Raw genomic sequence first — 13,031 nt, forward strand, 5'->3', positions numbered from 1 at the left:
GCCGGGCAGGACATGCCACGGCTTCCTCCTATCGTACGGGGAACCGTCCAGGTCGGCCGAAACGGGCAGGTCGGGCGGGATCAAGATCACAGATGGATCACCCACTGTTCACCCGGCGGACGCCGTGCCCGGGGCCCGCGGACACCGCGCCGCCGGACCGCCACCGCCCGGTCCGGAGCGGCCCCCGTCCGGGGCCCGCGTGCCGTCCTGGTACTCCACCCGGCCCTGCCGCCCCTGCTCCGCCCGGCCCTGCCGCACGGCCGGCCCGGTCAGGGGGCGCGGAAGCCGATGTCCTGGAAGCGCGGCTCCCCGAAGCCCCAGGCGCCCGCACCCGCCACGTCCTCCCGGACGGCCACCAGGTCCGGCCGCTGGTAGAGCGGCACCGAGTGGCCCAGCTGCCAGATCCGGGTGTCGGCCTCCTGGAGCAGGGCCAGGTGGGCGGCCGGGTCGAGCTCGGCGGCCGCCCGGTCGAAGAGGCGGTCGATCTCCTCCGTCCCCGAGCGGCCGTAGTTGCTGCCGGCCTCCAGGGCGCCGTCCGCGCCGGGCCGGGGCTTGGCGTAGACGGCGCGCTGTTCGACCGCCGGGTGGGGCCCGGCCGGCCAGGAGAACAGGGCGAGGTCGTAGTCACCGGTGGCCAGGTGGTCCCGGACGAAGGCCTCGGCGGGCACCGCCACCGTCCGGAGCGCGATGCCGGCCGCGGCGAGGTCGGCGGTCAGCGCGTCGGCGGTGCGCCGGGCGGTGGCGGAGCCGGCCGGGACCAGCAGGGCGAGCGCCAGCTCGTGCCCGCCCCGGGCGCGGATGCCGCCGCCCGCCGGGCGCTTCCAGCCGGCCGCGTCCAGCAGCCGGCCCGGGTCCGCCCGGCCGAGCGCGGAACTGTTGTCCCGGTAGCCGTCCTGGTCGCCGGCGAGCAGGTGGTTGCCGAGCGGGGCGGCGGCGAGGCCGAGCGGGGTGAGCGCGGCGTCGGCGATCCGCTGCCGGTCGACCGCCCGGGCGAGGGCGTTCCGGACGGCCGGGTCGGTGAGCGGGCCGCGGGCGGCGTTCAGGGTGAGCTGGGTGAGCACGGCGGCCGCGGCCCGGTGCACGGTGACGCCGGGCAGTGCCTCCGCCCGCCGCAGCGCCTGGGCGGCGGCCCGGGCGAGATCGGCCGAGCTGCCGGGGGCCGCCTGGGCCCGGTCGACCGCGGCCGTGAGCGGCGCGATGTCCAGCCGGTCCTGGTCGAGCGCGTCCAGCCGGCGCTCGGCCGGCGTGGCCAGGAAGTCGATCCGGTCCGCCTTCGGCCGCTCGCCCCACCAGGACGGGCTGCGCACCAGGCCCACCCGCCCGCCCGCCGGGTCGTACCCGGCGAGCAGGAACGGGCCCGCCGTCGGCTCCGGCCCCGCGGTCAGCGGCCGGTTGAACGCCGCCGGGGAACCGGTCACCGCCGCGGGGTAGAGCGGCCCGAACAGGGAGCGCCACTCGGCGTACGGCTGCCGGAAGGTCACCTTCACCTCCTGCGGGCCGGCGCCCGGCGTGATCGAGTCGATCGCGTCGTACCCGGCCGGGCGGCTGGGGGTGTAGGCCGGGTCGAGCCCGGAGAGGGCGGCCCGCTGGGCGGTGAAGTCGGCGGCCGAGAGCGGGGTGCCGTCGCTCCAGACGGCGTTCGGGTTGAGCCGGTAGGTGACCACCTGCGGCCGCTGCCCGGGCGGGGTGCACTCGGCGGACTCCAGGTAGTCCGGGTCGGCGACCGGCCGGCCGTGCTCGTCCGGCCGGAACAGCGAGGGGTAGAGCGCGTGGGCGAGCAGGGTGCTGTCCGCGGTCGCGGCCGGCTGGTAGACGTTCAGCGTGGCCGGGACGGCGTCCACCGCCCAGCGCAGCGTGCCGCCGTCCCGGACGGCGTCCCGGTCGGGCGGGCCGACGTCCCCCGTGACGGCGGTGGGGGCGGCCGACACGGGGGCGGGCGCCGGGGTGCGGGCCGGGGCCGGGCCGCCGGAGCAGCCGGTGGCGAGCAGCAGCGCGGCGGCTGCGGCGGTGAGCTGGCGGACGCGCATGGCGGCCATCGAACGCCGCCCGGGCGCGGGCGGCCGCACCGACACGGCGGGCCCCCGGGGACTGCACCCGGACAGCCGAACGGTGACTCGCGCGCTCGCCCCCGGTCCGCTCCGACCCGGTGCCGGCGGCCCGCCCGTCTCCCTTGCGGTTCCGGCGCGCCCCTTGGGCCCCCGGCGTCGGGCCGCCGCCTACAGCGACAGCTCGAACCAGACGATCTTGCCCTTGGGCGTCCGCCGGCTGCCCCAGCGCTCGGCCAGCAGGCTGACCAGCTGGAGCCCGCGCCCGCCCTCGTCGGTCTCCTGCGCGCGCCGCTGGCGCGGCTGGGCGTAGCCGTCGTCCCAGACCTCGCAGACCATGCTGCGGTCGCGCAGCAGCCGGAGCCGGATCTCGCCCCGGCCGTGCCGGAGCGCGTTGGTGACCAGCTCGCTGACCAGCAGCTCGGTGGTGTCGACCAGCTCGTCCAGGCCGCGCGCCAGCAACCAGCTGCAGGCCAGCTCGCGGGCCTTGGCGACGGAGGTCGGCTCGGGCGGCAGGAACCAGTTGCCGACGGCGTCGTCGGGGAAGGCGTGCACCTTGGCCATCAGCAGGGCGATGTCGTCCTCGCCGTGGTGCGGGTTGAGCTCGCCGAGGACGTGGTCGCAGAGGTCCTCCAGGCCCTTGCCCTCGGCCGACAGCGCGGTGCGGAAGGCGCGCAGGCCCTCGTCCAGCTGGTGCTTGCGGCTCTCCACCAGCCCGTCGGTGTAGAGGCCGAGCACGGCGCCGTCCGGCAGGGTCAGCTCGACCTCCTCGAAGGGCTCGCCGCCGACGCCGAGCGGCAGGCCGGGCGGTACGTCGAGCATCCGGGCGGGCTCGTCGGGGCTGAGCAGGACGGGCGGCAGGTGGCCGGCGTTGGCGAAGACGCAGCGCCGGGTGACGGCGTCGTAGACCGCGTAGACACAGGTGGCCAGGTAGACCTCGCGGGCCTCCTCGTCGGCGGTCGAGGTGAGCCGGCCGTACGGGGTGGGTGAGCCGGCGGGCGCGGAGTCGTCGCCGAGGCCCCGGGCGATCTCGTCGAGGGCGGTGAGCACCTCGGCGGGGTCGAGGTCGAGCATGGCCAGGGTGCGGACGGCGGTGCGCAGCTGGCCCATCGCGACGGCGGCGCGCAGGCCGCGGCCCATCACGTCGCCGATGACCAGGGCGGTGCGGTTGCCCGGCAGCGGGATGACGTCGAACCAGTCGCCGCCGACCTCGGTGTTGTTGTTGCTGGGCAGGTAGCGGCAGGCGATCTCCAGGCCGCTGGCGGCCGGGTTGCCCGGGGGCAGCAGGCTGCGCTGCAGGATCAGCGCGCGCTCGTGCTCGCGGCGGTAGAGCCGGGCGTTGTCGATGCAGACGGCGGCGCGGGCCACCAGCTCCTCGGCGATGGCGACGTCACGGGCGTCGAACGGCTCGCTGCCGATCGCGCGGGAGAGCTGGACCAGGCCGAGCACCTGGTCGCGGGCGACCAGCGGCACGATCAGCGTGGAGCGCAGCAGGGGGTCCGGCCCCGGCTCGGGGACGACGCTGCGGCCGGTGCGCAGCGCCCGGGCGTGCGGCGAGCGGCGCGGGTAGCAGAGCGTGCCGCCGGCCTCGGCGATCGGCAGGCCGGTGACCGAGCCGAGCACCGAGGAGGCACCGCCGACCACGCTGGAGACGGCGACCCGGCGCAGCTCGCCGCTGCCGTCGGTGAGGACGCCGTCGCCGTACCGGCCGGCGCTGGGGACGGTCTCGCCGGAGAGCAGGGCGGTGTAGAGGTCCACGGTGGCGAGGTCGCAGAACGGCGGGACGACGACGTCCAGCAGTTCCTTGGCGGTGGTCTCCAGGTCCAGGGTGGAGCCGATGTGCGCGCTGGCCTCGTTGAGCAGGGCGAGGTTGCGGCGGACGCCGTCGGCCTCGCGCTCGGCGACGTGCCGGCTGGTGACGTCGGAGACCTGGCCGGCCACGCCCATCGGCTGGCCGGCCGAACCGTTGAGGCGGTAGAGCGAGACGGCCCAGAGCCGGTTGCCCTCGCGGGTCGGTACGGCGGAGTGGAAGCGCAGGTCGAAGACGGGCTCGCCGGTGGCGAGGACCTTGCGCAGCGCGGCGGTCAGCCGGTCGGCCTCGGAGGCCGGGAAGAGGTCGTGCGCGGTCAGGCCTTCGAGGTCGCTGGGGGCGAGGCCCATCCCGGAGGCGAAGGCGTCGTTGACCCGCTGGAGCCGGAGCCGGTCGTCGAAGAGGACGAAGCCGGTCGGGGTCTGGCCGAAGACGGCCTCGGAGGCGGCGAGGTCGGTCTCGATCCGGCGCAGCCGGCCGAGGTCGACCGCGAGACAGGTGGCGCCGGCGGTGGGCAGCGCGCTGTCGGGCATCAGGTAGAGCTCGGCGAGGCCCTCGCCGCCGGTGGCGTCGCGGTAGGGCGTGGTGCCGACCCACTCCTCGCCGGCCAGCGTGCGCTCCAGCCGGGTGCGGCCGCGCTGCCAGAGCTCACGCGGGACGAAGGTGCTGATCGGGTCCGCGCCGACCGCCTCGGCGGCGGGCAGGCCGAAGAACTCGGCGGCGCGCTCGCTCCACTGGCTGATCCGGCCGTCGGGGCCGATCGCGAAGGTGGCGACCCGGATGTAGTCGTAGATCGACCCCGGGTCCCCCGCGCCCCACTGGTGGGCGCCGACCACCGGGCGGGCGGCCCGGCTCTGCCCCGCGGACGGGGCGGGCAGGTGTGGTGAACCGGCCTGCCCGGGCACAGCGGCATGACCGCTGCTGCTCGGCGCGTTACGCGCCGGGGTGCTGTTCAACGGACCGACCCCTCCAAACCCGCGACCGTCCGGATGCCGAGAAGACCGAGTATTCATCATCGAGGGGTACGTTCACACGCCCTCAACATCACAACATCAGATCGGGCGAAGGTTTTTGTCCTACCGCCCGCGCAACCACAATGCCACGCTCGCGCCCCCTTCCGGAGTGCGCGCTCCCCCCGGCCGACCGATGGCATATGCAGTCCCGTTCTACTCGCGTCCTACTCGACTCCCGGCTCGTCGGGCTCATTACCCGGCAGCGCCTGCTCGAACCAGACGACCTTGCCCATGCCCTCCGCCCGGGCGCCCCAGCGCAGCGCGAGCCGGCGGACGAGCTCCAGGCCCCGGCCACCCTCGTCGGCCTCGGCCGCGTGGCGCTCGCGGGGCGGATCGGGCAGCGGGTCGGAGATCTCGACCAGCAGCGTCTCGCCCAGCGTCAACCGTACTCCGATGGGAGCGCTCGCATAGCGGACCGAGTTGGTGACCAGCTCGCTGACCAGCAGCTCGGTGGTGTCGGTGAGCTCCTCGACCCCCCATTCGACCAGGGCCGCGCGGACCAGCCTGCGGGCCCGGGAGACGGCGGTGGGCTCGGCCGGCAGCGTCCAGCCCGCCGTCGGGGTCCCGGCCTGGCCGTGGCCGAGCCGGGCCAGCAGCAGCGCCACGTCGTCCGGCTCGCGGCCCTGCTCCATGGTGTCCAGCACCGCCTCGCAGGCCGCCTGGATGGAGGCGTGCGGCTGCTGGAGCACGGTGACCAGCCGGCCGAGGCCGACGTCGAGGTCCTTGTCCCGGGACTCCACCAGGCCGTCGGTGCACAGGGCGAGCAGGCTGCCCTCGGGAATCTTGAGCTCGACCGACTCGAACGGGACGCCGCCGACGCCGAGCGGCGCACCGGAGGGCAGGTCGAGGATCCGCCCGACACCACCGAGCAGCGGGCCGCCGCTCCGGGTCGCCTCCTCGGAGTCCTCGCCCGGCACGACCAGCACCGGCGGGATGTGGCCGGCCTTGGAGACCGTCAGCCGGGCCGTGGCCGGGTCGAACACGGCGTAGATGCAGGTGGCCAGCAGGGCCTCGTCGGGCCCCTGGGCGAGGTCGTCGGCCAGCTCGTGGACGTGTCGCAGCAGCACGTCCGGCGGCAGGTCGAGGGCGGCCAGGACGCGGACGGCGGTCCGCAGCCGGCCCATCGTGGCGGCGGCCCGCAGCCCGTGGCCCATCACGTCGCCGACCACCAGCGCGGTGCGGTCGCCGGGCAGCGGGATGACGTCGAACCAGTCGCCGCCGACCTCGGTGCCGATGCTGCCCGGAACGTAGCGGTAGGCGACCTCGACACCGGTGGGCTGCGGGACCTGCTGCGGCAGCAGGGTGCGCTGCAGGGTGAGCGCGGCGGTGCGCTCGCGGGCGTAGAGCCGGGCGTTGTCGAGGGAGCTGCCGGCCCGGTCGGCCAGCTCGACCGTGAAGGCGAGGTCGTCGCGGTCGAACCCCTCGCGGTAGCCGGCCCGGCTGACCAGCAGCAGGCCGATCACGATGCCCCGGGCGCGCAGCGGCACCACCAGCATCGAGTGCACGCCGAGGTCCTGGGCGGCCTGCATCTTCGGGTCGCCGGGGTAGGTGACGTCGCCCAGCTGGTCGGCGCCGGAGAGCAGCTCGGGGACGCCGGTGCGCAGCACCCGCCCGCAGGCGGAGTCCTCGGCGAAGGTGATCCGGGCCCCGCGCCGGAGCATGACCTCCACCTCGGGGCCGTCCTGGACGGAGGCGGTGCCCAGTTGCAGCAGCGAGGTGCGGCGGTCGTGGCCGTGCCGGGGCAGGTCGTCGCCGTGCGCGACGGCCTGGAGCAGGATCACCGCGGAGTGGTCGGTGAGCCGGGGCACCACGGCGCTGGCCAGCTCCTGGGCGATCCGCGAGGCGTCCAGCAGGTCACCGACCCGGGAGCCGAACTCGTTGAGCAGCGAGAGCCGGCGCCGGGCGTGCTCGACCTTGGCGACCGCCCGGTAGCGCTCGGTCACGTCCATCACGGTGCCGGAGATGCCGAGCACCCGGCCGGACCGGTCGGTCATCCGGCTGTAGGAGATCGAGCGGTAGCCGGAGCGGGCGGTGACCGGCGAGGCGAGGGTGACGTCGATGACGGGCTCGCCGGTGGCCAGCACCTGGCGCTGGATGGCGGTGATCTCGTCGGCGGCCCGCTCAGGCAGGGTCTCACCGGTGGTCCGGCCGACGTGGTCCTCGGTGACCATGCCGTTCATCTCGGCCAGGGTCTGGTTGACGGCGGTGTAGCGCAGGTCGGTGTCGAGGATCGCGATGCCCAGCGGGGACTGCTCGAACAGCGCGTCGCGGACGGCGAGGTCCCGCTCGACCGCCCGGACGGCCGCCGCCTCGGCCAGGTTGACCTGGAGGAACGGCGTGCCGTCGCCGTCCACCAGCAGCGAGATCCGGGCCTCGACGGTGACCGCCTCGCCGTCGCGGTCGCGCAGCTCGGCGAGGCCGGCCCAGCGGCCGTGGCGCAGGGTGTCCTGGATCGCGGCGCGGATCCGGACGACCTGGTCCGCGTCCGGGATCAGCTCGTCGATCCGGCGGCCGACCAGCAGCTCGTTCGGCCAGCCGAGCAGTTCCTCGGCGGCCGGGCTCCAGAGCACCACCCGGCCGGCGGTGTCCAGGATCGCGATGGCCACCTTCACCACGTCGAGCAGTTTGCCCTCGCGGTGACCGCCCGGACCGCCCGGTTCGGCCCCGGGGCCGCCCGGGAAGGGCCGGGCGGGACGGCTGCGGGGGCCCGCCGACGGGGTCGCGTCGGGCACCACCGGGGACGGCGCGGGCCGGTCCGACGGCTGGGCCTCGGGGGCGCCGCCGTCACCCCGGCGGCGGCCGGACGGCGGCGGCTGCGGCGGCTGCGGGCGCGCACCACGGCGCAGGCGGGCGCGGGCCGAGGCACTCCCCCCGGTGCCCGTGCGTCTCGCTCCCCCGCCACCGTGACCGGTACTCGACACCGACGGGGCCTCCGGCTCTGGTCGGGATCGGCTTCGCCGGCTGGGGACGGCTCACCGATGGTGACGAATAGTGCCGAAAAGTGACATACCCAGCAGAACCCAGGCTATCCCGGCTTAAGGGTCGTCTTTTCCGATTGACCTACCTGGCGTATTGCGCGTGGCGCGGGCAGCTGCTCCCGCGCGCGGGGTGTGTCCGGGGGGCGTGGGGCGCGTGGGAGGGGCGCGCGGGGAGCGCCCGCCGGGCCGCCGGGGGCGGCGTACGGCGCGCTCAGAGGGCAGGGGTGGGTGGCCAGGGGTGGGTGGGCAGGGGCCCGGGGTACTCAGGGGCGGGGTGCTCAGGGCGCGGGGTGCTCGGGGCGGGCCTCGGTCAGCAGGCGGGCGAGGTGCGGGAGGACCTCGCGGTCGTGATCGAGCCAGTCCAGCCCGTCGAGCTCGGCGGGTCCCAGCCAGCGGAGCTCGTCGTGGTCCTGGAGCGGCAGCGGATCGCCGGAGAGCAGTTCGGCCACCCAGAGCCGGAGCTCCAGGCCGGGGCGGACCAGCCACGCGCCGGGCAGCCGCTCCAGCGCCTTCGCCCGGACCCCGAGCTCCTCCAGCAGCTCCCGCTCCAGCGCCTGGGTCTGCGTCTCGCCGGGCTCGACCTTGCCGCCCGGGAACTCCCAGCGCCCGGCCACCTCGGCCGGGGCACTGCGGCGGGCGGCCAGCACCCGCCCCCGGTGGACGAGCGCGCCCCCGACGACGATCCGGTTCTCCATGGCCCGACCCTATGCGGCCTCGGCCTCCACCCAGTACAGCTGCTTGTGGCCACGGGCCTCGAACTCGGCCGCCAACCGCTCGGCCTCGGCCCGGTCCAGACCCTTGGCGACCACGAAGCGGTTGCCGTTGTCGTCCTGGCGCATCACCCGACAGGTGTCCATACCGGTGAGCATAGGGGAGCTCCCCCGGCGGGCCGGGGCGGGGCGGCCGCGCCGCACGCGGCCGCCCCGGGCGTACGGTCCCGGCCCGCGTGGGGGTCGGGCCGGGACCGCGCCCACGGGGACGCTACGCCCGGCGCGCTACCGGCAGGTACGGGCCCGGTTAACGCCCGGTAAGACGCGCGGCCGGGCCGCCGCCCGCCGTCAGGCCCGGATCTCGCCGACCTGCTCGCCCGTCGAGAGGCCGAGCTCGCGGCGGATCTCCACGGTCACCTTGGCCGACTTGGCCACCACGGACTTCGCCCGCCGGATCTCGCGTTCGAGCACGGCCGCGTCGACCGCCTTGGCGGCGGTGTCCCAGGCCGTGGCGGCGTCGCGCTGGGCGGTCACCAGCTCGGCCACCTTCGGCTTGGCACTCTCCGGCCAGAGCGCCGTGGCCTTGGACAGCTGCTCGGCCTCCTTGCGGGAGGCGTCGGCCATCCGGCTCGCCCAGGACGCGTACTCGGACCGGGCGTCGGCGATCTCGGCGTCCGGCTCGCTCCAGTTCACGGTGTTGTAGGCCCGGGCGGCCTCCAGGTAGGTCAGCTGGGCCGAGGACAGCTTGCCCCGGTCGGTGCGGACGCTGCCCAGGTGCTCGGCGTCGCGGTCCTCGTAGGCGCAGGTGGCGTAGCGCTCGCCGGACTTCCAGTTGGCGCGGCTCGGGTAGAGGTAGACCTCGTCCATGCCGTCCGGCACGGCCCAGTAGTCGAGCGCGTAGTCGGTGAGCACCGGGGTGCAGAGGGTCGCCGCGCTCTCGCGGACCCGGCTCTCGCCCGGGTAGGCGAGCCCGTCGCCCTCCGGGATCCGGGCGGTGCCGGCCACCTCACCGTGGTGCGGCGACGAGCAGGACGCCTTGAGCACCCAGAGGACCGTCGCGTCCCCGTCCTCGGCGTCGGCGGAGCCGCCGGGCGGGTTGTAGCAGTCGCCGGACTTGAGCGAGGACCAGAGCACGGAGCCCGGGGGCGCCTTCGGGGCCCGGGCGGGACGGTCGGCGCGGCTGGTCGCGTCGACTCCGGCGGCGACGAGGCCGAGGAAGGCCAGCAGGGTGGCCAGCACCCCGAGGATGCCCAGCACCACGCCGGTCACCGCCATGCCGCGGCCGCGCTCGTTGCGCTTGGGGATCTGGACCAGCGCGACGATGCCGAAGGCGAGCGAGAGCGGCCACATGCAGAACAGGCCGGTGACCAGCGCGGCGACCGAGAAGCCGTTGGTCGCCCCGGGGGCCGCCGGGTAGGCGTGGCCGGGCTGGAAGCCGGAGAGCGCGCCGGGCGGGACGGCGGCCCAGCCGGAGGCGGGCGGCGGTCCGGGCGGCACCGGGCCGCCGGACGTGGCCCACGGGTCGGCGGTGCCGGGGGCGGCGGGGGCGGGGGTGCCGGGCGCTGCGGGGGCGGCCCACGGGTCGGCGGGCGCCGCGGGGGTGGGCGCTGCGGAGGAGTCCGCGGCGGGGGCCTCCGGGGCCGCGGGCCCGAAGGCGCCCGTGGCCGGCTTGGTCAGCTCCACCCGGTCCGCGGGCTCCGGGGCACCCGCCGCCACGGCGTCGGCCGGCGGGGCGTCCACGGCCGGGCCGTCCGGCGCGGCGGCCGGCGGCGCGACGGCGTCCGACACCTCGCCGGTCGACGCGGCGTCGGCCGGCGGGGCGGCATCCGACGCGGGAACGGGCGCGTCGGACTCGGGCTTGGACACGTGGACTCCCCCGGCCCGGTCACGGGCGTCAGCTCGGCAGTTTCGACTCGAACGTTCCGTGGACGGACCGGCGGGCGGACCAGCGGGCGGACCATGGGAACGGACGCGCGACTTTACCCGATCTTGGAGAACACCCTCTCGCCTTTTCCGGCCGCCCGACGCTCACGACCGGCGTGCCAGCACCTCGCCGTGCAGCATCGCGAACCACCCGTCCCCGGCGGCCGCCCAGTCCCGCCACCCGGCCGAGATCCGCTCCAGCTCCGCCCGGTCCGCGTACCCGTCGGCCACCGCCGCGTCGGCGATGTCGGACGCCACGATCCGGTCGGCCCACAGCCCGCCCCACCACTCCCGCTGCTCGGGCGTCGCGTACGTCCAGGTGCTGGAGCCGGCGGTGACGTCGGTGAAGCCGGCCTCCCGGGCCCAGGACAGCAGCCGCCGGCCGGCGTCCGGCTCGCCGCCGTTGGCGCGGGCGATCCGCCGGTACAGCGCCAGCCAGCGGTCCAGCTCGGGGGCCTGCGGCCACCAGGTCATGGTCGCGTAGTCGACGTCCCGGGCCGCGACCACGCCGCCCGCCGCCGTGACCCGGCGCATCTCGCGCAGCGCCCCCACCGGGTCGCTCACGTGCTGCAGCACCTGATGGGCGTGCACCACGTCGAACTCCCCGTCCGCGTAGGGCAGTCCGTGCACGTCGGCGACCTCGAAGACCACGTTGGACACGCCGCGCTCCGCCGCGTACCGGGCGGCCGACTCCAGCACCTCGGCCGAAGTGTCCACGGCCACCACCCGCCCGGTGGGGCCGACCAGTTCGGCCAGCTCGGCGGTGATCGTGCCGGGGCCGCAGCCGACGTCCAGCACGGCCTGCCCGGGCCGCAGTTCGGGACGCAGGTAGGCGGCCGAGTTGGCCACCGTGCGGGAGCGGTGCGAGCGCAGCACGGGCTCCCGGTGGCCGTGCGTGTAGGCGGGCTGCGGTCCGGTCATGGCGGTCCCCCTGGGGTTCGGTCGTTCCCTGCGGTCGGCTCTCCCGACGCCTCCGACGCTACTCCTCGTCCCGCATGACGAGAAGATTCGTCTCATATTTCGATCACCCCAGCTCGCGCAGAGGCCCCCGCCGAGGATCGGACGGGGGCCTCTGCCTTGTGGGTACGGCTAGTTGAGGGTGAACCAGGTGGTGCGGGACTTCTTCCACTCCGGGTGGGTGAGGTCCTTGGCCTCGGTGCCGTCGCCGTACAGGTCGGCGGAACCGTCGTCGGTGATCAGCTGCACCCGGGCACCCGGGGCGGTGAGGTCCGGGACGTCCGGCACGGCCTCCCAGCCGCCCGCGTCACTGGTCGGCAGGTCCAGCACCTTGACCGGCTGCGAACCGGGCTGACCGTCCCAGCGGTAGAGCGCGTACGGGTCGGAGTTGTCGTCCGCCGCCCAGGAGCCGGCCACGATCAGGTACTGGCCGAGCGCGTTGCGCCGCAGGTCGCGGACCGAGAGCCCGCCGAGGTCCAGCTCGATCGGGGCGCCGAACGTCGCGTGCGCCGAACCGCCGGGCAGCGAGGAGAAGTTGGTGACCGGCACGATCAGCGCCCGGCCACCGGTGACCGCCGGGGCGAGCGGCGCGCGGAAGCCCACGTACGCGGTCGTGGAGCTGCCCGGCGCGAACTCCAGGCCCTCCACGTTGAAGCCGTCGATCTGCTTGGGCGCCTCACCGGAGGCCGCGCCGGCCGCGAAGCCGTACCGGTTGCCGTTGGCCTTGTCCCAGGCGATCAGATCGTCGCGCAGACCGGTGTACTTGCCGCCGAGGGCCAGCTGCGTCGCCGCGCCCGAGCCGGTCACGGTGGTGGTGAACACCGTGTGCCGCGGGGTCTTGATCTCGCCGTCCTTGTTGTTGCCCAGCGAGCCGGTCCAGTAGACGGTGTTGCCGATCCGGGTGGCGCCCTCGATGTCGATCTCCTTGGAGACGCCGAGCGCGCTGCTGAAGTCCCAGGTGCGCACCGGTGCACCCGAGGCGTTGCGGTCGTACAGCCGCAGCACGTTGGACTCGTCGTCCGCCACCACGACGTACCCGCCGCCCGCGTCGACGGCCGCCGAGGCGTCGCTGGAGCCGGTCAGGTACCGGCTGTCGGCCGGGCGCTGGACGGCCGGCGAGGCCGCGTAGTGCAGCGTCTTCGTGGCGCTCTTGCCACCGAGGCCGGTGACCTTGATGGTCAGGTCGGTGTAGCCGACGCCCTGCGCGGCGACCGCGAGGGTGCGGCTGCCGGTGGTGCCCGTGACGGTGACGTCGCCGGTGCGGGCCACCGAGCTGCGGCTGGTGGCCGAGGCGGCGACCGTCAGCGCGGAGACGGCGGCACCGCTCTGCGCGACCGTCACGGCGACCGTCGGGTCACCGGTGGCGCCGACCGCGCCGGAGAGGTAGCCGGCCGAGAGCGTGATCGTGGGAGTTCCGTACGTCACGGCGGCGGCGGACCCGGCGGGCAGCGCGAGCACCGGCAGTGCGGCGACGGCGACGGCCAGCGGCAGCAGGCCGCGGGAGAGACGGGACACGGTGACAGCCCTTCGAGGTGGGGGGCGGTGCGAGGTCCGGACCAGGGTGGGGCCCCACGGCGAACGCCGCCCCACCGGCA

8 protein-coding genes are annotated in these 13,031 nt (G+C 75.8%); all 8 read right to left on the minus strand.

Going from position 1 to position 13,031, the window contains the following annotated elements:
* Nucleotides 1-269: 269 nt before the first annotated feature.
* Nucleotides 270-2,027 (minus strand): ABC transporter family substrate-binding protein, encoded by a 1,758-nt coding sequence (locus ACWDRR_RS10750; RefSeq protein WP_449771821.1) that lies wholly within the window; start codon nucleotides 2,025-2,027, stop codon nucleotides 270-272.
* A gap of 189 nt (nucleotides 2,028-2,216) precedes the next feature.
* Nucleotides 2,217-4,811, minus strand: a complete 2,595-nt coding sequence (locus ACWDRR_RS10755) for a SpoIIE family protein phosphatase (protein WP_449771822.1) — start codon at nucleotides 4,809-4,811, stop codon at nucleotides 2,217-2,219.
* 221 nt (nucleotides 4,812-5,032) lie between these two features.
* Nucleotides 5,033-7,483, minus strand: a complete 2,451-nt coding sequence (locus ACWDRR_RS10760) for a SpoIIE family protein phosphatase (protein WP_449771823.1) — start codon at nucleotides 7,481-7,483, stop codon at nucleotides 5,033-5,035.
* A 641-nt stretch (nucleotides 7,484-8,124) separates the two neighbouring features.
* Nucleotides 8,125-8,541 (minus strand): NUDIX domain-containing protein, encoded by a 417-nt coding sequence (locus ACWDRR_RS10765; protein ID WP_449771824.1) that lies wholly within the window; start codon nucleotides 8,539-8,541, stop codon nucleotides 8,125-8,127.
* A gap of 9 nt (nucleotides 8,542-8,550) precedes the next feature.
* On the minus strand, nucleotides 8,551-8,715 hold the full coding sequence (locus ACWDRR_RS10770) for an SPOR domain-containing protein (protein ID WP_449771825.1): 165 nt from the start codon (nucleotides 8,713-8,715) through the stop codon (nucleotides 8,551-8,553).
* Nucleotides 8,716-8,904: 189 nt separating this feature from the next.
* Entirely contained in the window at nucleotides 8,905-10,422 is a 1,518-nt protein-coding gene (locus ACWDRR_RS10775; protein WP_449771826.1) for a DUF4190 domain-containing protein, read from the minus strand.
* A gap of 162 nt (nucleotides 10,423-10,584) precedes the next feature.
* Nucleotides 10,585-11,400 carry a methyltransferase domain-containing protein gene (locus ACWDRR_RS10780; RefSeq protein ID WP_449771827.1) on the minus strand — a complete coding sequence of 272 codons (816 nt, stop codon included), beginning with the start codon at nucleotides 11,398-11,400 and terminating at the stop codon, nucleotides 10,585-10,587.
* Between the two features lie 168 nt (nucleotides 11,401-11,568).
* Nucleotides 11,569-12,951 (minus strand): hypothetical protein, encoded by a 1,383-nt coding sequence (locus tag ACWDRR_RS10785; RefSeq protein ID WP_449771828.1) that lies wholly within the window; start codon nucleotides 12,949-12,951, stop codon nucleotides 11,569-11,571.
* Between the last annotated feature and the right edge of the window lie 80 nt (nucleotides 12,952-13,031).

This window comes from Kitasatospora sp. NPDC003701, from assembly GCF_053587085.1.

Bases quoted from the DNA above. Each gene is read 5' to 3' on its own strand.
- ACWDRR_RS10750 (WP_449771821.1), bottom strand. From the start codon at position 2,027: ATGCGCGTCCGCCAGCTCACCGCCGCAGCCGCCGCGCTGCTGCTCGCC.
- ACWDRR_RS10765 (WP_449771824.1), bottom strand. From the start codon at position 8,541: ATGGAGAACCGGATCGTCGTCGGGGGCGCGCTCGTCCACCGGGGGCGG.
- ACWDRR_RS10770 (WP_449771825.1), bottom strand. From the start codon at position 8,715: ATGCTCACCGGTATGGACACCTGTCGGGTGATGCGCCAGGACGACAAC.
- ACWDRR_RS10780 (WP_449771827.1), bottom strand. From the start codon at position 11,400: ATGACCGGACCGCAGCCCGCCTACACGCACGGCCACCGGGAGCCCGTG.